14 protein-coding genes are annotated in these 22,156 nt (G+C 69.8%); 4 read left to right on the forward strand and 10 right to left on the reverse strand.

The genetic code is table 11. The annotated features are described in order from the left end of the window. Positions 1-33: 33 nt before the first annotated feature. On the reverse strand, positions 34-4,965 hold the full coding sequence (locus tag ACZ69Q_RS26685; protein ID WP_471046302.1) for an NAD-glutamate dehydrogenase: 4,932 nt from the start codon (positions 4,963-4,965) through the stop codon (positions 34-36). A gap of 846 nt (positions 4,966-5,811) precedes the next feature. On the opposite strand from ACZ69Q_RS26685, the gene ACZ69Q_RS26690 reads away from it, so the two are divergent. Beyond that, entirely contained in the window at positions 5,812-6,378 is a 567-nt protein-coding gene (locus tag ACZ69Q_RS26690; protein WP_030947549.1) for a DJ-1/PfpI family protein, read from the forward strand. 192 nt (positions 6,379-6,570) lie between these two features. On the opposite strand, the gene ACZ69Q_RS26695 is transcribed toward ACZ69Q_RS26690, so the two are convergent. Together ACZ69Q_RS26695 and ACZ69Q_RS26700 are read right to left on the reverse strand one after the other, a co-directional pair. After that, a complete protein-coding gene (locus ACZ69Q_RS26695; RefSeq protein WP_471046304.1) occupies positions 6,571-7,236 on the reverse strand; it encodes an HAD family hydrolase in 666 nt (221 codons plus the stop codon). Between the two features lie 88 nt (positions 7,237-7,324). Next, entirely contained in the window at positions 7,325-7,840 is a 516-nt protein-coding gene (locus ACZ69Q_RS26700) for a DUF6912 family protein (RefSeq protein WP_471046306.1), read from the reverse strand. A gap of 327 nt (positions 7,841-8,167) precedes the next feature. On the opposite strand from ACZ69Q_RS26700, the gene ACZ69Q_RS26705 reads away from it, so the two are divergent. Beyond that, positions 8,168-8,830 carry an Rv3235 family protein gene (locus ACZ69Q_RS26705; protein WP_471046308.1) on the forward strand — a complete coding sequence of 221 codons (663 nt, stop codon included), beginning with the start codon at positions 8,168-8,170 and terminating at the stop codon, positions 8,828-8,830. Between the two features lie 229 nt (positions 8,831-9,059). Here ACZ69Q_RS26705 and secA read toward each other — a convergent pair whose 3' ends face one another. Further along, entirely contained in the window at positions 9,060-11,909 is a 2,850-nt protein-coding gene (gene secA, locus ACZ69Q_RS26710) for a preprotein translocase subunit SecA (RefSeq protein WP_471046309.1), read from the reverse strand. Positions 11,910-12,180: 271 nt separating this feature from the next. On the opposite strand from secA, the gene ACZ69Q_RS26715 reads away from it, so the two are divergent. Together ACZ69Q_RS26715 and ACZ69Q_RS26720 are read left to right on the forward strand one after the other, a co-directional pair. Then, the gene (locus ACZ69Q_RS26715; protein ID WP_471046311.1) at positions 12,181-12,783 is read left to right on the forward strand and encodes a GNAT family N-acetyltransferase; all 603 of its coding nucleotides are present in this window, start codon (positions 12,181-12,183) and stop codon (positions 12,781-12,783) included. Positions 12,784-12,849: 66 nt separating this feature from the next. After that, positions 12,850-14,049, forward strand: coding sequence for a winged helix-turn-helix domain-containing protein (locus ACZ69Q_RS26720; RefSeq protein ID WP_471046313.1), 1,200 nt, complete (start codon positions 12,850-12,852; stop codon positions 14,047-14,049). Between the two features lie 43 nt (positions 14,050-14,092). Here ACZ69Q_RS26720 and ACZ69Q_RS26725 read toward each other — a convergent pair whose 3' ends face one another. From ACZ69Q_RS26725 to mtrA, 6 genes are all read right to left on the reverse strand, one after another. Beyond that, a complete protein-coding gene (locus ACZ69Q_RS26725; RefSeq protein ID WP_062156068.1) occupies positions 14,093-14,839 on the reverse strand; it encodes a response regulator in 747 nt (248 codons plus the stop codon). Positions 14,840-15,040: 201 nt separating this feature from the next. Further along, positions 15,041-15,733 carry a ribosome hibernation-promoting factor, HPF/YfiA family gene (hpf, locus tag ACZ69Q_RS26730; RefSeq protein WP_471046316.1) on the reverse strand — a complete coding sequence of 231 codons (693 nt, stop codon included), beginning with the start codon at positions 15,731-15,733 and terminating at the stop codon, positions 15,041-15,043. Positions 15,734-16,048: 315 nt separating this feature from the next. Then, positions 16,049-17,110: a ComF family protein gene (locus ACZ69Q_RS26735; protein ID WP_471046318.1), complete on the reverse strand. Its 1,062-nt coding sequence runs from the start codon at positions 17,108-17,110 to the stop codon at positions 16,049-16,051. 309 nt (positions 17,111-17,419) lie between these two features. Continuing rightward, complete coding sequence (locus tag ACZ69Q_RS26740; protein ID WP_471046363.1) at positions 17,420-19,258, reverse strand: LpqB family beta-propeller domain-containing protein; 1,839 nt, start codon at positions 19,256-19,258, stop codon at positions 17,420-17,422. Further along, positions 19,248-21,326, reverse strand: coding sequence for an MtrAB system histidine kinase MtrB (gene mtrB / locus ACZ69Q_RS26745; protein ID WP_471046320.1), 2,079 nt, complete (start codon positions 21,324-21,326; stop codon positions 19,248-19,250). Before mtrB ends, ACZ69Q_RS26740 begins: the two co-directional genes overlap by 11 nt. A gap of 1 nt (position 21,327) precedes the next feature. Continuing rightward, positions 21,328-22,017: a two-component system response regulator MtrA gene (mtrA, locus tag ACZ69Q_RS26750; protein WP_150136091.1), complete on the reverse strand. Its 690-nt coding sequence runs from the start codon at positions 22,015-22,017 to the stop codon at positions 21,328-21,330. Positions 22,018-22,156 lie beyond the last annotated feature (139 nt).

Raw genomic sequence — 22,156 nt, forward strand, 5'->3', positions numbered from 1 at the left:
CCGACGTGACTACGCCTCACACACGCATACGGCTCACGTGTGCGTCCGCAGCAGCGTCCTCATCGTGCGCATCGCCACCGACAGGTTCGCCAGGTCGAACTCGTCCGACCCGCGGATCTCCTCCAGGGTCGTGCGGGCCCGGCCGAGGATTGCGCCGTTCTTCTTCTCCCACGTCGTGAAGCGCTGCTCGGGCGTCGCGGTGCCGTTGCCGGCGGCCAGGACGTCCGAGGTCAGGGCCGCGTGGGCGGCGTAGAGGTCCTCACGGATGGAGGCGCGGGCCATGGACTGCCAGCGGTCCGCACGCGGCAGCTCGATGATGCGGTCCATGAGCTGGGTGATGTTCAGCCGGTCGGCGAGGTCGTAGTAGACCTCGGCGACGTCCATCGGGTCCTTGCCCATGCGGTCGGCCACCGAGACGATGTCGAGCGTCGGGAAGGCGGAGGAGAACCCGGCGACCCGCGTGGCGAGTTCGACGGGGACCCCGGCGCCGGTCAGCTCGTCGTGGATCTGCTGGTACCACTCCAGATCCTCGCCGCGCAGCAGCTTCGGCAACTGCGACCACACCTGCTCGACGCGCTCGCCGAAGAAGTCGACCGTGTCGGCGAGCTGGAGCGGCTGCGGCCGGTTGTTGAGCAGCCAGCGCGTACCGCGCTCGACGAGGCGGCGCGAGTGCAGCCGGATCCGGGTCTGGACGGCGGCCTCGACCTTGTTGTCGAGCGCCTCGACCGCGTCCCACACCTCCGCCGAGCGGAAGATCGCGCGGGCCACGGTCTGCGCCCGGACGATCTCCTCCAGCGAGGCGCCGGTCTCCTCGCGCAGCCGGTGCAGATACGTCGTACCGCCCGTGTTGACCGTGTCGTTGACCAGCACGGTCGTGGTGATCTCACGGCGCAGCGGGTGGCTGACGAGGTACTCGGGGAACTGCTCGCGCAGCTCGGTCGGGAAGTACGCGTGCAGCAGGGTGCTCAGGTACGGGTCGTCCGGCAGCGTGGTGTGCAGCAGCTCCTCGGCGACCGTGATCTTCGTGTACGCCATCAGAACGGCCGTCTCCGGGCCGGTCAGGCCGTGGTCGGCGTTCAGGCGTTCGCGGATCTGGCGGTCGGTGGGCAGGAACTCCAGCGCCCGGTCCAGGCGCCCCTCCCTGACCAGGTGCTTCATGAAGCGCTGCTGGGCGTGGAGCATGGCGCTGGACTGGGCCAGCGCGTTGGCGATCGCCGTGTTCTGCGCGTAGTTGTTGCGCAGGACCAGACGGCCGACCTCGTCGGTCATCTCGGCGAGCAGCTTGTTGCGCTGCTTGACGGTCATGTCGCCCTCGGCGACCAGACCGTTGAGCAGGATCTTGATGTTCACCTCGTGGTCGGAGGTGTCCACGCCCGCGCTGTTGTCGATGGCATCGGTGTTGATCTTGCCGCCCTGCCGCGCGAACTCGATCCGGCCGAGCTGGGTCAGACCCAGGTTGCCGCCCTCGCCGACGGCCTTGACCCGCAGGTCGGCGCCGTCGACACGGATCGCGTCGTTGGCCTTGTCGCCGACGTCGGCGTGAGTCTCGGTGCTCGCCTTGACGTACGTACCGATGCCGCCGTTCCACAGCAGGTCCACCGGCGACTGGAGGATGGCCTTCATCAGCTCGGCCGGGGTCATCTTGGCGACCTTGCCCTCGATGCCCAGCGCCTCGCGGATGTGCGCGTTGACCGGGATGGCCTTGGCGCTGCGCGGGAAGACGCCGCCACCGGCCGAGATCAGCTCGGTGTCGTAGTCCTCCCAACTGGAGCGGGGCAGCTCGAAGACGCGGCGGCGCTCGGCGTAGGAGGTGGCCGCGTCCGGGTTCGGGTCGATGAAGATGTGCCGGTGGTCGAAGGCGGCGACCAGCCGGATGTGCTCGCTGAGCAGCATGCCGTTGCCGAACACGTCACCGGACATGTCGCCGATGCCGACGACCGTGAAGTCCTCGCTCTGCGTGTCCACGCCCAGCTCACGGAAGTGCCGCTTGACGGACTCCCAGGCGCCGCGGGCGGTGATGCCCATGCCCTTGTGGTCGTAGCCGGCCGAGCCGCCGGAGGCGAAGGCGTCACCGAGCCAGAAGTTGTACTGCTCGGCGACCCCGTTGGCGATGTCGGAGAAGGTCGCGGTGCCCTTGTCGGCGGCGACGACGAGGTAGGTGTCGTCCTCGTCGTGCCGTACGACGTCGGCGGGCGGCACGACGTCGCCGGCCACCATGTTGTCGGTGATGTCGAGCAGCGCCGAGATGAACGTCTTGTAGCTCGCCACGCCCTCGGCCAGCCACGCGTCCCGGTCCACGGACGGGTCCGGGAGCTGCTTGGCGACGAAGCCGCCCTTGGCGCCGACCGGCACGATGACGGTGTTCTTCACCATCTGCGCCTTGACCAGGCCGAGGATCTCGGTACGGAAGTCCTCACGCCGGTCGGACCAGCGCAGGCCGCCTCGCGCGACCTTGCCGAAGCGCAGGTGCACGCCTTCGACGCGCGGCGAGTAGACCCAGATCTCGAATGCCGGGCGCGGCGCGGGGAGGTCGGGGATGGCCTGCGGGTCGAACTTCATGGAGACGTAGTCGTGCGGGTGACCGCCGGCCGCCTCCTGGAAGAAGTTCGTCCGCAGCGTCGCCTTGATGACGGTGAGGAAGGACCGCAGGATCCGGTCCTCGTCGAGGCTCGCCACCTGGTCGAGCGCCGCGTCGACCTCTTCGAGCAGCGCGTCGACGATCTCGTGGCCCGCGCGCTGGCGGTCCGGCGACATCCGCGCCTCGAACAGGGAGACGAGCAGCCGGGTGGTGTGGACGTTGTTGCGGAGGGTGTCCTCCATGTAGTCCTGGCTGAAGGTGGAACCGGCCTGGCGCAGGTACTTCGCGTACGCCCGCAGCACCATCGCCTGCCGCCAGGTGAGCCCGGCGCCCAGCACGAGGGCGTTGAAGCCGTCGTTCTCCGCCTTGCCGGTCCAGGTCGCGGCGAACGCCTCCGAGAACCGCTCGCGCGCGTCGTCGCCGAGGTACTCGCCGCCGGCCGTCGGGGCCATGCGCAGGCCGAAGTCGTAGATCCAGGCGACACTGCGGTCGGAGCAGCGCAGTTCGTAGGGCCGCTCGTCGACGACCTCGACGCCGAGCCGGCTGAGGACGGGCAGGACGGCGGACAGGGAGACGGCCGCGCCCTTGCGGTAGATCTTGAAGCGGCGCTCCTCGGGGGCGGCGCCGACCGGCTCGTACAGGCTCAGCGAGAAGTTGTTCTCCTCGGTGAGCTGCTCGATGTGCACGAGGTCGGAGACCGCCGCGCGCGGCGAGTGGTCGGCCTTGTAGCCCTCGGGGAAGGCGTTGGCGTAGCGGCGCGTCAGCTCGGCGGCGCGCTCCTCGCCCAGTTCTGCGTTGAGCGCGTCGGCGAAGCCGTCGGCCCAGGAACGCGCGGCCTCGACCAGGCGGGCCTCGATGCGCTCCTTGTCGGCGTCGGAGAGCTGCGGCAGCTCGGTGCCCTGCGGGACACGGACGACGAAGTGCAGCCGGGACAGGATCGACTCGGTGTTCCAGGCGGTGAAGTCGACGCTGGTGCCGTCGAGCTCCTCCTTCAGGATGTCGATGATCCGCAGGCGCACGCCGGTGGTGTAGCGGTCGCGGGGCAGGTAGACGAGGGCCGAGTAGTAGCGGCCGTACTCGTCCTGGCGCAGGTACAGCCGCAGCCGGCGGCGCTCCTGGAGGTACAGGACGGACGTCGCGATGCGCTGGAGCTCGGGGACCGGGGTCTGGAAGAGCTCGTCGCGCGGGTACGTCTCCAGGATCTGGAGCAGGTCGCGGCCGTCGTGGCTGTTGGGCGAGAACCCGGCGACCCGCAGCACGTCGTCGACCTTGCGCCGGACGACCGGCACTCGGCGGACGGACTCGGTGTAGGCGGCCGAGGAGAACAGACCCAGGAAGCGGCGCTCGCCGATGACCTCGCCGTTCGCGTCGAACTTCTTCACCCCGACGTAGTCGAGGTACGACGGCCGGTGCACGGTCGCCCGGCTGTTGGCCTTGGTGAGGATGAGGAGCTTGTGCTCGCGGGCCTTGGCGCGGGCGTCGGCGGGCAGCCGCTCGAAGGACGGGCTGACCGGGTGGCTGTCGGTCTCGGAGTGCTGCGGGTCGGAGCGCAGGATGCCGAGGCCGGTGCCCGGCACGGCGGCCAGCGAGTCGTCCTCGCGCAGCTCGTACTCGCGGAAGCCGAGGAAGGTGAAGTGGTCGTCGGCCAGCCAGCGCAGCAGCTCGCGGGCCTCCTCGAACTCCTGATCACGCAGGTCGGAATGGGGCTCCCGGGGCAGCTCGTCGGCCATCCGCAGGGCCAGGTCCCGCATCTTGCTCCAGTCCTCGACGGCCTCACGGACGTCGGACAGGACGCGCAGCAGGTCCGCGGTGATCTGCTTCAGATCCCCGCGGTCGGACTCACGGTCGATCTCTACGTGGATCCAGGACTCGGTGTGGGTGTCGTGCGGCAGTTCGCCGGTGGGCGCCGCGGTGAGCACCTCGATGAGCTTGCCGGTGACGTCTCGGCGGACGAAGACCTGGGGGTGGATGACCACATGGATCCCCCGCCCCTGCCGCGTCAGCTCGTTGGTGACGGAGTCGACGAGGAAGGGCATGTCGTCGGTGACGACCTCGACGACGGAATGGCTGCACATCCAGCCGTTCTCTTCGACGGTGGGCGTGTGCACCCGCACGTTGGCCGTGCCCTGGGGGCGGTTCTCGGCCAGCCGGTAGTGCGAGAAGGCGGCTCCGAAGATGTCGACCGGGTCGCGGTCGGTGAGGTCCTCGGGGGCGGTGTGCAGGTAGTAGCGCTGGATGAACGAGAGAACGGTGTCGTGGTCCGGGGTGCCGGGGCTGCTCTCGTCCGTGGTCCCAGTCGGTAGGTACTCCCCGACCGGGCTGTTCTCAGCTACCCGGGCGGCCCTCTCGAGCAGCTCGGCCTTGGCTTCGTCCAGCTTGGTCTGCATTGTCCTCTGGCTCCTGTCGCGCGCCGTTGCGTGACGTTGAAGGAAGTACGGTCTCTTCCCCTCCGGTGTAACGCCGCGACGCGGGGTGTCCGGTCTGCTTCGACGCTATGCCGCGAGGTGAGATGAGCGGGGGTATATGAGCCAATCTTGAGCTGCCCCGGGGGTGTGACGCTGCTCTCCGCGACGCCCTGACCCGGGGTGCACATGGCCTACCGGGAGCTCTCTCGGCTCCCGCCCGCCCGCGAGGACCAGCGACTGCCGCCCGGTCACGGATGTCGTCCGTGCTCACCGGGCGCAGGGCAGGGGCAACAATGCCCCCGCGAGCTATCGCGCTGATCACGCCACTAAGGCTATCGCTCCTTACAGGGCCTCCGTCATGAGCCGTATGTGTACAAAACCAGGGGGAGAACTTTGACGTTCTGCACAGGGGCAAACGGTGCGGGGTGGGCGTAACTGGCGGGGTCGGACAGCAAGGGGGAGCCTGAGGTGTAGGGCCGGGGCGGCGACCGGGGCCCGGAACCGGGCCGGAATCCCGCCAACCGGACGCCACCCGTGTCCGAAAACAGGCGCCGCCCGAAGACGGTCGGGTCGCAGCCCGCTCACCCGGGGCGGCGGGCAGTCGTACGGCTGGGGCGGTACGGGTGTGACGGCACGGGCGGGAGCGGCGGTGCGTACGGGCGGGCCGGCAACCCGCGCCGCGCGAGCCCTTGGCAATCCCCCGGTGCCGAGGCACGTTGCCCAGGAGGCCGGCCCGACGGAGCCGCAGACCACGGCGGAGAAGCAGGCCACGGCCGAGCGGCAGGACGGCCGAGCAGCACGACGGCCGAGAAGAGGAGCGCACCCGACATGACAGCGAAGATCCTCATCGTCACCGGCGACGCCGCGGAGTCCTTGGAGGTTCTGTACCCCTACCAGCGCCTCCGCGAGGAGGGCTACGACGTCCATATCGCGGCCCCCACCCGCAAGAAGCTGCAGTTCGTCGTCCACGACTTCGAGCCGGGCTTCGACACCTACACCGAGAAACCCGGCTACACCTGGCCCGCCGACCTCGCCTTCTCCGAGGTCGACCCCGGCGACTACGTGGCCGTCGTCATCCCCGGCGGCCGAGCCCCCGAGTACCTGCGCAACGACCCCGAACTCCGCAAGATCCTCAAGTCGTTCTTCGATTCCGACAAGCCCGTCGCCCAGATCTGCCACGGCCCCCTGCTCACCGCCGCGATCGACAGCCTCCGCGGCCGCCGCGTCACGGCGTACCCCGCCCTGGAACTGGACATGCAGGCCGCCGGCGCCACCTTCCAGGACGCCGAGGCGGTCGTCGACGGCACCCTGGTGTCGTCCCGCGCCTGGCCGGACCACTCCGGCTGGATGCGAGAGTTCCTGACCGTCCTGCGTGCGAAGGCACCGGTGACCTGAAGGCACCCGTGCACCACATGGCGCGGCGCACCGAGTGACCGCTTGGGGCGCCGCGCCGCTCGCTGCTCATGCGGCCGGGTGCATCAGGTCTGGTTCACGCGGCTTGGTTCACGCGGTCGGGTTCACGCGGTCGGGTTCACGCGGTCGGGTTCACGCAGCCAGGGTCACGCGACCTGGATCATGCGGCCAGGGTCACGCGGCCAGACGTTCCGCCTCCGCGACGGCCTCCCCCAGCGTGTCCACCACCGGTACGCCGACCGCCTCGAGGCTCGCCCGGCTGTGCGACCCGCCGGTGTAGAGCACGGCCCGCGCCCCCACGTGCAGCGCCGCCACCCCGTCGTCGGCGGCGTCCCCGATCACCACCGTGCGGGCGGGGTCCACGCTCGCGAGCGCCTTGATGTGCCGCACCATGTGCTCGGCCTTGCTGCCCCCGGACGGCCCGGTCCGCCCGTCCACCCGTATGAAGTGCTCCTCGATCCCGAACCCGCGCACCAGCGGAACGAGCTCGTCGTGCCCGTACATGCTGAGGATCGACTGGCTGCGCCCAGCGGACCGCCACCGCACGAGCAGGTCCCCCACGCCCTCGGTGAGCCCGCATCCCACCCGGTGCTCCGTGTAGTACCGGTGGAAGGTCTCGTCCATGACCTCCCACTCGGCGTCGGTCGGCAGCCGCCCCAGCAACCGCTCGTAGAACTTCGGCACCGGCACGCAGTACAGCGTCCGGTACTGCTCCATCGTGATCGGCTCCAGCCCGAGCTCGCCGAACGCCGCGTTCGTCGCCCCGATGATCGCGTCATTGTCGTGGAACAGCGTCCCGTTCCAGTCCCAGACGATGTGCGCCCCTACTTGCATCCCCATGCCAAAAACCGTACCCGCCACCACTGACAATCATGAGAGCAGCAGGTCGTCGGGGCGGCACCGGGTCAGGGCCGGGTCGGGGCCTGGCTCAGTCCGCGAGCCCCACCAGATTCGGAATCTCCTGGGTGGCGAACCACAGCAGCTCATGGTCCTCGGCCCCGTCCACGACGAACTGCGCGTCGTCGTCCCCGCCGTCCGCCGCCTCGAGCGCCTCGGCCGCCGCCGCCACGTCCGTCTCGGCGTCGTCCGCGTCGACATGCACGGCTGCCGCCTTGGCCAGCGCCACACCCCGGGCGATGCGTACCTCGCCCAGCGCCGAGGGGTCCAGCCCACGGTCCGGGTCGGCGACGGCCGCCCCGTCGGGCACGTCGACGGCGACCACGACCCGGCGCCGCACGGCCCCCGCGTCCGCCGCGAGCAGCCGCAGCGAGGCGAGCGCGGCCCGGTTCAGCGCCGCGTACTCCAACTCCTCGATGTCGTCGGAGAGATACCACTCGCGCAACGCGGGCGTGACGGCGTAGGCGACGAGCTGTCCGGCCCCCAGCTCTCCCGTCTTGTAGGCCTCGGCGAGACCGGGGAGGGTCAGAGGGACGTAGACGCGCATGACTGACCGCTTTCGTGTTCGTAGGGCTCCGCAGGCACCCGGAGAGGGCGGTCCCGCGCCTCCCGGAGGGCCTTCAGGATACGTGCGGGTGTCCCCTTTCGAGTCCCCGCCATCACCCTCCGGGGCGTCCACCGCGGTCCGTGAACTCACCCTGAGCTCCCTTGCCACCGCTGCCTTCCGCGCCCGCCCATCACCCGGATAAGTGAAGATTCCGGCCGCCCGGCGCGAGCCCTCGCTTCCTTGCCGCAGGCTCCCTCGGCCCCGTACAAGATCACCATCCACGAAGTTACTGCCCGGTATCTTCCGGGCCCGCCGAACGGGGACCCCATGCACAAGGTCATGACCAGGACGCAGCACCGCCTCGGCACCCGCCCACCGACCCGCCGCGACACCCGCCGCCCGGCCGGCTCCCCGCCCCGCACCCCGAGCGGTGGCCTGCCCCGTACGGCATCCCCCGGAGGCCGCCCGCCCGGTTCCCCCGGCACGACCGCCTCGCGCGCCCGCACCAGGCCCGCGGACACCCGCCCACCGGCCGCTGCGACCCCCACGCCGGTCACCTCCCGCCTCACGGCAGCGAACGGGCTCCCGGCAGCCGACAGCCTCCCCGCAGCCCACACCGCCCCGGCGGGGCCCGTCACCGCCGTCCCTCAGCCCCGCCCCACCGACGTCTTCGCCGACCGCCTGCTCCTGGTCCTGAGCGGCCAGCGCCCGGTCCACTCGATGCTCCGCCACACCGCGGGCCGCGCCTACGACGAACTCGCCTGGCTGGCGGAACGCGGCCCCCTGCGCACCCGCGGCACCCGCCCCGTCGTCCGCGACATCGGCTACTTCGAGCCCCGACCGGGCGCCATCGAGGCCTTCGCCCGCATCGGCGCCGGCGACCAGCTACGCGCCATGGCATTCCGCCTCGAACAGGGCGGAGACCTCCGCTGGCGCTGCACGGCGGTGGAACTGGGCGGCCCACGCATGCCACACGCCGACGACGCCTGACAGCCGTCCAGGACCCGCCACAGCCGCCGGGGCCGCCCACAGCCGCCCCAGACCGCCCAAAGCCGCCCAGGCCACCCACAGCCGCCCACAACCGCCATAGGCCGCGCACAAGCGAAGGGCCGGGCCCCCGAAGGAGACCCGGCCCTCTCAGCCGCTGTACGGGCGCCGCTACGCAAGCACCGTCACCGTCTTGTCAACGGCGGTGCCACGTCACAGGCGCCCGCCGGCGTCACTTCTTGCGGCGACGCCCGCTGCGCGCCTGCTTGCGACGCTCCGCACGCGTGAGGCCGTCGGCCTCGGAGCGCACCGGCTCGTCGCCGTTGTCGAAGTCGCCCTCGATGATGTCGCCCTCGCCGTCCACCTTGGGCGCGGTGTAGTGCAGCCGGTCCGGACGGCGCGGAGCCTCAAGCCCCTTGGCGCGGATCTCGGGACGGGCGCCCGCCTGCGCCGGCACCGCGTCCTTCTTCTCCAGGTCGGCCACCGGCTTGGTGTCCTCGACGGGGACCTCCTCGACCTGCTGCTCGACCTGGACCTCCAGGTTGAACAGGTAGCCGACGGACTCCTCCTTGATGCCCTCCATCATCGCGGTGAACATGTCGAAGCCCTCGCGCTGGTACTCGACCAGCGGGTCCTTCTGCGCCATCGCGCGCAGGCCGATGCCCTCCTGGAGGTAGTCCATCTCGTAGAGGTGCTCGCGCCACTTGCGGTCCAGGACCGACAGCACGACCCGGCGCTCCAGCTCCCGCATGATCTCGGAGCCGAGCTGCCCCTCGCGCTGCTCGTACTGCGCGTGGATGTCGTCCTTGATGGACTCCGCGATGAACTCGGCGGTCAGACCGGCCCGGTCGCCCGCCGCCTCCTCCAGCTCGTCGACGGTGACCGCCACCGGGTAGAGCTGCTTGAAGGCACCCCACAGCCGGTCCAGGTCCCACTCCTCGGCGAAGCCCTCGGCGGTCTCCGCGCCGATGTACGCGTCGATCGTGTCGTTCATGAAGTGCTGGACCTGCTCGTGCAGGTCCTCGCCCTCCAGGACGCGGCGCCGCTCGCCGTAGATGACCTCGCGCTGGCGGTTGAGGACCTCGTCGTACTTCAGGACGTTCTTACGGGTCTCGAAGTTCTGCTGCTCGACCTGCGACTGGGCGGACGCGATCGCGCGCGTGACCATCTTGTTCTCGATCGGCACGTCGTCCGGGACGTTCGCCATCGACATCACGCGCTCGACCATCTGGGCCTTGAACAGGCGCATCAGGTCGTCACCGAGGGAGAGGTAGAAGCGGGACTCGCCCGGGTCGCCCTGACGGCCGGAACGACCGCGAAGCTGGTTGTCGATACGCCGCGACTCGTGCCGTTCGGTACCGAGCACGTACAGGCCGCCGAGCTCCTCGACCTCTTCCTTCTCGGCCTTGACCGCCTGCTCGGCCCGCTCCAGGGCGGCCGGCAGGTACTGGGCCCACTCCTCGATGTGCTCCTCGGGGTCGAGGCCCTGCTGACGCAGCTCCGCCTCGGCGAGGTCCTCGGGGTTGCCGCCGAGCTTGATGTCGGTACCACGGCCGGCCATGTTGGTGGCGACGGTGACGGCGCCCTTGCGGCCGGCCTGGGCGACGATGATCGCCTCACGGTCGTGCTGCTTGGCGTTGAGCACCTCGTGCTGGACGCCGCGCTTGGAGAGCTGCTGCGACAGGTACTCGGACTTCTCGACCGACGTCGTACCGACGAGGATCGGCTGGCCCTTCTCGTGCTTCTCGACGATGTCGTCGACGACCGCCTCGAACTTCGCGACCTCGGTGCGGTAGATCAGGTCCGACTGGTCATTGCGGATCATCGGCTTGTTCGTCGGGATCGGGACCACGCCGAGCTTGTAGATCTGGTGGAACTCCGCGGCCTCGGTCATCGCCGTACCGGTCATGCCGGAGAGGCCGGGGACCTCCTTGCCGTCGTGGTCGTGACGCTTGTAGAGGCGGAAGAAGTTCTGCAGGGTGATCGTGGCGAGCGTCTGGTTCTCGTCCTTGATGTCCACCCCTTCCTTCGCCTCGATCGCCTGGTGCATGCCCTCGTTGTAGCGGCGTCCGGCGAGGATACGGCCGGTGTGCTCGTCGACGATCATGACCTCGCCGTCGATGACGACGTAGTCCTTGTCCTTCTTGAAGAGCTCCTTCGCCTTGATGGCGTTGTTCAGGTAGCCCACCAGAGGCGTGTTCACCGACTCGTAGAGGTTGTCGATGCCCAGCCAGTCCTCGACCTTGGCGACACCGGCCTCGTGGATTGCGACCGTGCGCTTCTTCTCGTCGACGTCGTAGTCGCCGGTCTCCTCAAGACCCTTGAGCGGGTTGCCCGCCTCGCCCTTCTTCAGGCGCGTGACCAGCTTGGCGAAGTCGCCGTACCACTTGGTGGCCTGGTCGGCGGGACCGGAGATGATCAGCGGCGTACGGGCCTCGTCGACGAGGATGGAGTCGACCTCGTCGACGATCGCGAAGTTGTGGCCGCGCTGGACGAGTTCGTCCTGGGACCACGCCATGTTGTCGCGCAGGTAGTCGAAGCCGAACTCGTTGTTCGTGCCGTACGTGATGTCGCACGCGTACTGCTCGCGGCGCTGGGCCGGCGTCATGTTCGCGAGGATGCAGCCGACGTTCAGGCCGAGGAACTTGTGGACGCGGCCCATCATCTCGGAGTCGCGCTCGGCCAGGTAGTCGTTCACCGTGATCAGGTGGACGCCCTTGCCGGACAGCGCGTTCAGGTACGCGGGCAGCGTGCCGACGAGCGTCTTGCCCTCACCGGTCTTCATCTCGGCCACATAGCCGAGGTGAAGGGCAGCGCCGCCCATGATCTGAACGTCGTAGTGCCGCTGGCCGAGGACGCGCTTGGCGGCTTCACGGACCGTGGCGAAGGCCTCGGGCAGCAGGTCGTCGAGGGTCTCACCATCGGCGTAGCGCTGCTTGTACTCATCGGTGAGGGCCCGCAGCTCGGCGTCGGAGAGCGCGACGAAGTCCTCTTCGATGGACTTGACCTGGTCCGCGATGCGGTGCAGCTTGCGCAGGATCTTGCCTTCGCCTGCACGCATGATCTTCGAGAGGACGGACACGGGGGTTGGTCTCCTTGCCGGTCGGGCCTGGGACGGTCGGTTTCCATTTGACTTGACTGAGCAACGGCCATCGTATGCGAGGACCCTGCCGCGCCGGGAGCCTGCCGAGGGCGAGGAGCGTCCGCTGCTTCAAATCTCCGTCAAAGGGGACAACGGACGGGGGTCGCGGATGGTGCCGCGTTCCACCCATGAATTGTGCGAAACGCGACCGCGTGCTCACTCACCGCATAAACATTGGCGCTTGCGATGAACCCGCGAGGAGAATCGGCCGATGGAACCCGTCACGCTCACCACCGACCGTCTCCTGATGCGCACGGTAGGCCCGAAGGACACCGACGCGGTGTACGAGGCCGCCCAGGATCCCGACATCCAGCGCTGGACCACGATCCCCTCCCCTTACCTGCGCGAGCACGCCGCCGGCTTCACGGACGAACTGGTCCCGGAGGGCTGGAAGAACGGTTCGATGTTCACCTGGGGGCTCTTCCTCCCCGAAGGGGAGGACCTGGTCGGCATGCTCGGCCTCACGATGCGTTCCATGAGCGAGGCCGAGATCGGCTTCTGGGGCACGAAGCAACACCGCAGGAACGGCTATGTCACCGAGGCCGTACTCACCGCGGCCCGCTGGGCTTTCGTCCGGCTTTCGATCGACCGCGTGGAATGGCGCGCGGAGGTCGGCAACGGGCCCTCCCGCGCGGTGGCCGAACGGGCCGGGTTCACCCTGGAGGGCACCCTGCGCTCCGCCATCGTCCACCAGGGCGTACGCCGGGACTGCTGGGTGGGCTCCCTGCTCCCGTCGGACCTGGCGCTGCCGTCGACGGCACCGTATCTGCCGCCGAGGGACCAGCCCGCCCAGCACCCGTTCGGCAGTCACTGACGGACCCCGGCGACCGAATCCCCAGCTCAACCCACGTTGTCAGTCCCGAGCTCTAGGGTGCGGACCATGACCACCCTGCGCCCCACCACCGACCTGACGGCCGACGAGGCCCGCCGCATCGCGCTGCGCGCACAGGGCTTCCTCGGCGCTCTCGACCGCAGGTCAGGCGTCCGAGGCATCCTCCGTCACCTCGGCGCGGTTCAACTCGACACCATCTCCGTCCTCGCCCGCTCCCACGAGCTCATCCCGTACGCCCGCCTGGGCGCGGTGAGCCGCAAGACGGTCGAGAAGGCGTACTGGACCACTGCGTCCACCGGCACGCCTCCGGCACGACCGCACGCCTTCGAGTACTGGTCCCACGCGGCGTGCATCCTCCCCGTCGAGGAGTGGCCCCACTTCGCGTTCCGCCGCCGCGCCTACCGCAACCGGCCGCACTGGAGCCACGACCTCCCCGACGGCGCCTACGACCAGGTGATCAAGCAGCTCCGTGCCGAGGGCCCCCTCACGGCGACCGAACTGGGCGGCGCGAAGCGCACGAGCGAGTGGTGGGACTGGTCGGGCGCGAAGGTCGCCGTCGAGCGCGCCCTGATGTACGGCGAGGTGGTCTGCGTCGAGCGCCGCGGCTGGAAGCGCGTCTACGACCTCGCCGAGCGCGCCATCCCGCAGACGCTGCTGCACGACGAACTGGACGACACCGAGTGCCTGCGCCGTCTGGTCCGCCTGGCCGGCCAGTCCCTCGGCGTCGGCACGCGCGCGGACATCGCCGACTACCACCGTCTCAAGGGCGAGCAGGTCGACTCGGTGATCGCCGACTCCGGTCTGGTCCCGGTCACGGTCGAGGGCTGGGGCAAGCCGGCCTGGGCCGACCCGGCGGCCCTGGAGACACCCGCGCGCGGCCGCCACCGTACGACGCTGCTTTCCCCGTTCGACTCCCTGATCTGGGAACGGGCGCGCACGGAGCGGATCTTCGGCTTCACACACCGCCTGGAGGCGTACGTACCGAAGCAGAAGCGGGTCTACGGCTACTTCGCGATGCCGGTCCTGGCCGGCGGTCACCTCGTCGGCCGCGTGGACCCGGCCCGCGAGGGCCGCACCCTGGTCGCCAAGCAGGCCACCGTGGACGGCCCGAAGGCGGTCCCGGCGGTGGCGCAGGCCCTGGTCGAGGCGGCGAGCTGGGTGGACTGCACGGACGTACGGGTGGAACGGGTCGACGCCCCGGAGCTGCGCGAGCCGCTCGCCAGAGAACTCGCCCGCTTGACGGGGTGACCCTCAGGGTCCTCAGGAACCGCTGCGGGCCCCCGGTCCGGACTCAGCGGATCTCGAGGATCTTCTCCCGCATCGCGTAGACCACGGCCTCCATCCTGGAGTGAAGCTGGAGCTTCTCCAGGATGTTGCGCACGTGGTTCTTCACGGTGTTCTCGGAGATGAACAACTCCTTCGCGATATCGCGGTTGTTCATGCCCGTGGCGACGAGCTTGAGGACCTCCAGTTCGCGGTCCGTCAGCCGCGGCGCGGGCACGAGCCGGCGCTCGTCCGTCCGCTGGATCATCGACTTGAACTCGGTGAGCAGCTTCGACGCCATGGACGGGCTGATCTGCGACTGCCCGTCGGCCACCGCGCGGATGGCCGTGGCCACCTCGTCGGTGGAGATCTCCTTGAGGAGATAGCCCGTCGCGCCCGCCTTGATCGCGTCGTAGAGGTCGGCCTCCTCATCGCTGATCGTCAGCATGATGATCTTCGCGCTGGGGGCCACCTCCTTGATGGAGGTGCAGGCCTCGATCCCGCCCCGCTTGGGCATCCGCACGTCCATCAGAACGATGTCCGGCAGCAGGTCGGCGGCCTTGTCGACGGCCTCCGCGCCATCTCCCGCCTCCCCGACCACCTGGATGTCCTCCTCGGCCGCGAGCACGATCTCCAGTCCACGGCGGAACAGGGCGTGGTCGTCCACGACGAGGACTCTGATCGGCTCCTTGCGTGGAGAGCCCGCGTCAGGGCCCATGCCGACGACGTCACCGTCGGCATCCTCGTCCCGCATCGGTCCGAAGCTGTCCGCCATCGTTCCTCCCCCTGAAGGCTGCGGCTGGTCATTTGCCATCGCCAACCCAAGGCAGCGGCCCACCGGTTGGGCCGGTGCGGCCATGATTTCATGCCCGGCCGACACTCCGGTGACGAGCGGGGCGCGAAGTGGTCGCACACCGGTGCCCCTGGGGGCGCACACGCGCTCCAGGGGCACCGGCTCAGCCGTCAGCCGGGTGGGTCAGCCGCCCAGCGTGCCACCAGCCGCGGGAGATTGCGCCTGGGTGACCATCGGATCCGTGTTGAGGTGGATGACCCCGTAGTCATAGGCGTGCCGCCGGTAGACGACACTCGGTTCCTTCGTCTCGGAGTCGACGAAGAGGTAGAAGTCGTGTCCGACCAGCTCCATCTCGTAGAGAGCCTGGTCGAGGGTCATCGGGGAGGCGACGTGTGTCTTCTCGCGTACGACGAGGGGCCCTTCGCCCTTGACCTCCAGCGAGCCGATCTTCTTGGTGGGAACTCCGTCCGGCTCTTCTTCCTGGAAGGTGTGGCCGTTGCCGTTGAGCGTCGCCGCGCCCGGAACGTGGTCGGGGACCTCGGCCGCCGTGAGTCGGCGTGCACCTCGGCGCGAGAAACGCTTGTCGTGCTGCTTGCGCAGCCGGGCATCCAGCTTCTCCGCCGCCAGATCGAGTGCCGCGTACGGGTCGCTGGCCGCTGCCTCCGCCCGGATCACCGGACCACGGGAGCGGAGCGTGATCTCCACTCGATCGCTGCGGTCGGCCTGTCGCGGGTTGGGCTCCTTGGACACCTCGACGTCGAGGCTGATCACCTTGGCATCGAGCCTCTGGATCTTCTCCAGCTTCAGCTTCTCGGCCACGTGCTTGCGGAACCGCTCGGGCACCTCGGTCTTGCGGCCTTTGACGACGATGTCCACGCAGAACTCCGTTCCCGGATCGCCCCGCTCCATCGGCGGAGCATCTCCCTTTTGCACCAGGCCCCGGGGAACCCCGGAACCTCGGACTCGGTGACTTCCACCTCCTCCTCCCCCATGGGCAAGATCTCCACCCCATGGCCGCGGCTGATTGCGCAAAACCCGCGGCACGGCATTCGGATATGGCGGGGATGGCCTGCGCCTTTCCCTCACAACCGAACATATCTCGCCCGGACGGATGTCGTCACCCTCTACTGCGGCGTACCTCCGTTCAGGTGAATTGACCCTCTCGTTACCTGCAACGATGCAAGTTCTCAGTCAGTTCCGGTTTATTTCGAAAGAATCCGGAGGCGCAGCGACCACGGCCGCGCAGATCACGTCATCGGGCCGTCCGGTGCCCATGATTCCCGGCACCCCACGCCTCCGCCGCACAGCGCCCTCCGTCGATCCGGCCTTCCGTTCCCCTGTGCTTTCCCGACTTCCCGCTCGATACACAACGGTTGACCCGTCACCACACCCTGCGGGCTCCGCAGTCCCCCATCTATACGCGTCCACCTCCCTCACCGTTCCGCCGTACACGCTTCGTCCTTCCGCGCCGAGCACATCTCCCCGCCCCGGTCCGCGAGGGCCCGCCGCAGCAGCCCCTGCGGCCATCGCCGCTCGCAAGGCCCGCGCCGCCTCCGTCAGGGACGCACCCGTCGTCATCAGGTCGTCGACGAGTACGACCGGACCGCCGCCCACGAGCAGCCGGCCTCCCCCGGGAGCGACCGTCAGTGCACCCGCGAGATTGTCCAGCCGCTGCCGGGAGTTGAGCCCCGACTGATCGACCACCGCACGCCCCTGCCGCAGCACGGCGAGCACCCGGGCCGGCGTCCCGGCCCGCCGCAGCTCGCCGGCCGCCGCGAGCGCGATCCGCCGCGCCGGATCATGGCCCCGTGCCCGCACGGCACCCCGTGCCGACGGAACCGGCACGAGCAGCACCGGCCCACCAGCGGCCCCGGGCACCCGGCCCGCCTCTTGTGCCCGATCCCGGGAGCCGGCGGACCGCACGGCCCGCCCGGACACACCGCCGCCACCCGCACAGGCCTCCCGCAGCCCCGCACGCACAGCCCCGGCCAGGGCCGTCCCGAGCGGCGCCGCCAGTGCCAGCGCGCCGCGTTCCTTGTGGGCCAGCAGCACGGCCCGCACCTCGTCCGCGTACCTGGCCGCCGCGTGCACGACCGGCAGCCCGGACGGCTCCGGCACCGGTCGCACCCGGCTCGGTGCGGTCCCGCTCAGGACGGCACGGCACTCCGGGCAGAGCACCGTGCGAGGCATCCCACAGCCTCCGCACTCGGCCGGCAGCACCAGATCGGTGAGGTCCCGCCACCACCCCCGCATGCCCACCACTGTGCCAACGCCCGAGCCGACCGACCACCCCTGTGGATAACTCCCTGTGGAAAACTCCCGGCCCGTACTCAGATGCCGTCCACACCCATTTCCGTGCCGGAGCAGTGCCGGATTCCCGCACCTCCGAATGCCGTGGACTGGCACCGAATGCCACCGAATACCCGCCGGACAAAAGTAAAACGGCCGCTTTCGGCCGGAGTCCCACTCCGACCGAAAGCGCCCGCCACACTCGCCGCCGCCACACCCGCGGCCGCCATACGCGCCGCCGTCACGCCCCGACGGCCGGCCCCGGACGGATCCTCACCCCGGATAGACCGGCGCCGTCCCGTCCGTCACGACCTTCTGCCACTGCGCCCCGGCCGGCAGCCGTACGATCCCGTCCTCCGAATAGCCGGCCAGCGGCAGCCGCGCGTCCTCGGACGCGGTGATCTCCTTCACGCCGCTGAGCGCCGCGGGTGCCGGCCCCTCCGGAGTGGAGCCGTCGACCTGCACGTACCGCATGGTCTGCACGCCGCCCTTCTCCCGCCCGACCACGACGAGCCGGCTGTCACCGGCCCACGACATGGCCGAGACCTCCTCCAACGCGGGCGTGGCGGACCGCAGTTCGCGCACCGAGACGGCCGGCCGGTCGCCCGCCTTGCCGTCCTCGCTCCGCTCGATCCGCCCGATCAGCAGCGACGACTTCTCGCCCTGCTTCACCACGAGCGCGATCCGGACTCCGTCGGCGGCCACTCGTACGGACTCGATACGCCCCTCCAGCCCCGTCGGCATGTTCACGGCCACCGGGTCGCCCACGCCCTCCTTCAGCAGGAGCAGCCGGGAGTTGTCGGGATCGCGGTCGGCCACCCACAGATCGCCCTGGGCGTCCCAGCTCGGCGCCGAAAGCCGCTCGTCCGCCGTCTTGCCGGCACTGGTCAGCTCGGGCCCGCCGAGCGGGCCGCCCGACACCAGTGCCCCGACGTAGAGGTTCTTGCCGTCGAGACCGACACCGGCCGCCATGTCCTCGTCCCGCGACACCCCCACCGACTTGAGCTGCGTGTCACCCTCGCCCAGGGCTCCCGGTACGGGGTCGGGCTTCGTGTCGTTGGTGGCCGCGGCCAGCCGTACCAGCCGGTGCTTGTCGTCGAGGAAGTACAGATAGTCGGCGCGCTCCACCGACCCGCGCACGGCGACAGCCTCCGCGCCGTCCTCGGTCAGCGTGCACAACTGCCGGCCGCCCGCCCGCAGCACGACCTCGTCCACGGTGGGCGTGAGGTTCTGGAGGGTGAACAGCAGTTGGGCCGCCATCTCGTTGCACTTGGTCAGCCCGACACGTGCGGCCTTGTCGTTCAACGGCACGGTCAACCGGTTCTGATCATCGGTCGTCAGCGTCGTGACGTTCTTCAGCGCCGTACCGGTGGGAAAGCTCGATCTGACCACCGGATTGAGCCAGCTCGTGGGCCCCTTGAGAAGGGAGCGCACGGTCTGTGTCATGGGGTCGACGTTGCGGCGCACATAGACCGGGTCGGCGACGGCCGCCGTGTGCGGGGAGGTCCCGAGCGTGGTGTTCGTGGCGAAGTAGTACTTGTCGACGGACATGTAGTTGCGCTGGAAGTCCGACTTGCCCATGACGACACCGCGCGGCGGCACGTCGATACGCCACTGCTTGGTCTTCTTGTCCCGCGTGAGGTGCATCGCCTCGCTGTAGCCCCCACTGGCGGGTGCGTACGACTGCTGAGCGTCGACCGTGGCGACCTTGGCGCCGCTCAGCCGGTACGAGAGGTTGTCGGTCTCCTCCCGGCCGCCCACGCGATCCATGTCGGCAGCCGGCCCGTCGGCGAGCACCATCGTGGACAGCAGGGGCCGCCAGTTGTCCGACGCCTCCTTCGTCAGGTACTTGCGCGCGATCTCGTAGTCCGGATCGTCGCTGGTCAGCGCCTCCAGGAAGCCCGACACGATCTCCGACGACGAGGCGTCCTCGTGCGGCGGCATCGCGAAGACCCGCACCTGCGCCTCCTGTCGGGGCGTGGACTCCACGCCCCGCAGATCGCCGCTGTCGGGCATCGAGGCACACCCGGCCAGCAGAACGGCACCACAGGCGACGTAGGCCGCCGCGCGCCCCGGCCTGCGCCGGGCGCCCCCCTCGCGGTCAGCGCCCACGAGATGCCTCCCCATGCTTGCTCGACTCCTCGGTGTGCCCGCCTTCCTCGCTCGGCGGTTGTTGTGTCTCGGGCTCGTCGTCCTGGCGCCGTGCACCCGCCGCCGGCCGGGGGACCACTCGTGCGCCGTTGCCGGGCAGTGCCGTCGGATCGGCCTTGGGGGCCGCGGAGGATCCAAGGCGAGGGGCGATCGGGTCCCTCGACGGCATCGCGGCCGCCTGGTCGCCCTTGTGCTGAGCCGGCACCGTGGCGGCCTTCTCACTGCCGCCGCGCGGCAGACCGGCGTCATTGAGTCCGCGGTTGCGCCGCGAGTCCTTGGGCTCCAGGGGTATCGGCGAGCCCCGTAGCGGCTCGTCCGCGGTCCGCGGCAGCGTCAGCCGGAACTGCGAACCGCCCCCCGGCTCGCCCCACGCCTGGAGCCAGCCGCCGTGCAGCCGCGCGTCCTCCAGCGCGATGGACAGCCCCAGACCCGTACCGCCCGTCGTACGCGCGCGTGCCGGGTCGGCCCGCCAGAAGCGGCTGAAGACGCGGGTCGCCTCGCCGGGCTTGAGTCCGACGCCGTAGTCGCGCACCGCGACCGCGACCGCCCCACCCGCCGAAGCGAGCTTGACGACGACGTCCCTGCCCTCGCCGTGCTCGACGGCGTTGACGACGAGGTTGCGCAGCACGCGCTCGACCCGCCGGGCATCGGCCTCGGCGACGACGGGCTGCTGGTCACCGACGACGCGTATGTGCGTGCCCTTGCGCTCGGCGAGCGGCTCGGCCCCGCTGACCACGCGCCGCACGACCTCCCTGAGGTCGATCGGCTCGGCCTCCAGCGCCGCCGCGCCCGCGTCGAAGCGGCTGATCTCCAGCAGATCGGCGAGCAGCGACTCGAACCGGTCCAACTGGTCGGCCAGCAGCTCCGCCGACCGCGAGGTCACCGGGTCGAAATCCTCCCGCGCCTCATGGATGACGTCTGCCGCCATACGTACGGTCGTCAGCGGCGTCCGCAGCTCGTGCGACACGTCGGACACGAACCGCCGCTGCATCCGCGACAGGTCCTCGAGCTGCTGGATCTTGAGCTGAAGGTTCTGCGCCATCTTGTTGAAGGCCTCGCCGAGCCGCGCGATGTCGTCCTCGCCGGTGACCTTCATCCGTTCCTGGAGCCGCCCGGCCGACAGCCGCTCGGCGATCCCGGCCGCCATCCGCACGGGCGTGACGACCTGGCGCACCACGAGCCAGGCGATGGCCCCGAGGAGTACGACCACGAAGAGCCCGGCGGTGGCCAGCGTCCCCTTGACCAGGCTCAGCGACTTCTCCTCCTGCGTGAGCGGGAAGAGGTAGTAGAGCTGGTACGGGTCGCCGTTCGGGTCGTTGACCTGCTTGCCGATGACCAGGGCCGGCTGGGACTCCTTGTCGGCGGTGGGGTTGTAGATGATGCGGGTGTAGCTCTGGAACGGCCCCGTGCTGCTGTCGATCCGCTCGCGCAGGTCCTCGGGCACGCTGCCCGTCGGGTTGACGTCACCGGAGGCTCGCGGTCCGCGCCCACCGGTGTCGCCGCCCGCGGAGGCAGGCAGGGTCACCACGTCGAAGGCGCCCTGACCGCCGCTGGAGAGCGAGGAGACGAGATCGCTCATCCACTGGATGACGTTCTGCTCGGAGCGCTCGCCCGCCGCCGCACCGTCGTCGACGGTCCCGGCCGCGGCCTCGTCGGCGCTCTTCTTGGCCGCCGCGAAGCCGCCCGTGGCCTGGCTCTGGGAAGCCTTCACCTTGGCGTCCAGCAGGCCGTTGCGAACCTGCCCGATGACGACGAAACCCAGCAGCAGGACGACGCCGAGCGACATCAGCAGCGTCGTGACGACGACCTTGAGCTGGATGTTGCGCCGCCACAGCCGCATGACGGGCAGCAGCGGCCGGCGCATCCAGCGCAGCACCAGCCGAAGGACCGGGCTGCCCTGGACTCCGCCCTGAAGCAGCCCACCCTCGAGAAACCGTCCCCAGCGGGAGCCCGCCGGCTTCCGGCCGACAGGCCGCTCCGGACGGGCCCCGGTCCGACCGAGGGCCGCAGCGGCACTGTCCCCGGACATGTCAGCTCGGCCCTGCCTTGTAGCCGACGCCACGGACGGTCACCACGATCTCCGGCCGCTCCGGGTCCTTCTCGACCTTGGAGCGCAGCCGCTGCACATGCACGTTGACCAGCCGGGTGTCGGCCGCGTGCCGGTAGCCCCACACCTGCTCGAGGAGCACCTCACGCGTGAACACCTGCCACGGCTTACGCGCCAGCGCGACCAGCAGGTCGAACTCCAGCGGCGTCAGCGCGATCGACTGCCCCTCCCGCTTCACGGAGTGCCCGGCCACGTCGATGACCAGGTCACCGATGGCGAGCTGCTCCGGCGCGGGCTCCTCGGACCTCCTGAGCCGCGCCCGGATCCGGGCCACGAGCTCCTTCGGCTTGAACGGCTTCACGATGTAGTCGTCGGCGCCGGACTCCAGACCCACGACGACATCGACGGTGTCGCTCTTCGCCGTGAGCATCACGATCGGCACCCCGGACTCCGCCCTGATCAGACGGCACACCTCGATGCCGTCCCGCCCGGGCAGCATCAGGTCCAGCAGCACCAGATCTGGTTTGGTCTCGCGGAATGCGGCCAACGCCTTGTCGCCGTCGGCTACGAAAGACGGCTCAAAACCTTCACCACGCAGCACAATGCCGAGCATCTCGGCCAGTGCGGTGTCGTCGTCGACGACAAGGACTCGTCCCTTCATAAACGACATCATCCCATTCTCATAACAGTGGCGAAGGCTCAGGTGAGGTAGGTCACCGGCCAGTGACCTTAGTCGTAGGCGGTCGCCACTGTCTGCCCTTGCTTTCACCACAGGGCGTCACCTTTAGGCGGGTCTGTCCAACTCTGCCCGC

The organism is Streptomyces sp. NPDC036764 (assembly GCF_055609385.1).

Excerpts from the sequence above, each read along its gene's own strand:
- ACZ69Q_RS26685 (WP_471046302.1), bottom strand. The coding sequence starts at position 4,965 with ATGCAGACCAAGCTGGACGAAGCCAAGGCCGAGCTGCTCGAGAGGGCC.
- ACZ69Q_RS26690 (WP_030947549.1), top strand. The coding sequence starts at position 5,812 with ATGACAGCGAAGATCCTCATCGTCACCGGCGACGCCGCGGAGTCCTTG.
- ACZ69Q_RS26695 (WP_471046304.1), bottom strand. The coding sequence starts at position 7,236 with ATGGGGATGCAAGTAGGGGCGCACATCGTCTGGGACTGGAACGGGACG.
- ACZ69Q_RS26700 (WP_471046306.1), bottom strand. The coding sequence starts at position 7,840 with ATGCGCGTCTACGTCCCTCTGACCCTCCCCGGTCTCGCCGAGGCCTAC.
- ACZ69Q_RS26705 (WP_471046308.1), top strand. The coding sequence starts at position 8,168 with ATGCACAAGGTCATGACCAGGACGCAGCACCGCCTCGGCACCCGCCCA.
- ACZ69Q_RS26715 (WP_471046311.1), top strand. The coding sequence starts at position 12,181 with ATGGAACCCGTCACGCTCACCACCGACCGTCTCCTGATGCGCACGGTA.
- ACZ69Q_RS26720 (WP_471046313.1), top strand. The coding sequence starts at position 12,850 with ATGACCACCCTGCGCCCCACCACCGACCTGACGGCCGACGAGGCCCGC.
- ACZ69Q_RS26725 (WP_062156068.1), bottom strand. The coding sequence starts at position 14,839 with ATGGCGGACAGCTTCGGACCGATGCGGGACGAGGATGCCGACGGTGAC.
- ACZ69Q_RS26735 (WP_471046318.1), bottom strand. The coding sequence starts at position 17,110 with ATGCGGGGGTGGTGGCGGGACCTCACCGATCTGGTGCTGCCGGCCGAG.
- mtrB (WP_471046320.1), bottom strand. The coding sequence starts at position 21,326 with ATGTCCGGGGACAGTGCCGCTGCGGCCCTCGGTCGGACCGGGGCCCGT.
- mtrA (WP_150136091.1), bottom strand. The coding sequence starts at position 22,017 with ATGATGTCGTTTATGAAGGGACGAGTCCTTGTCGTCGACGACGACACC.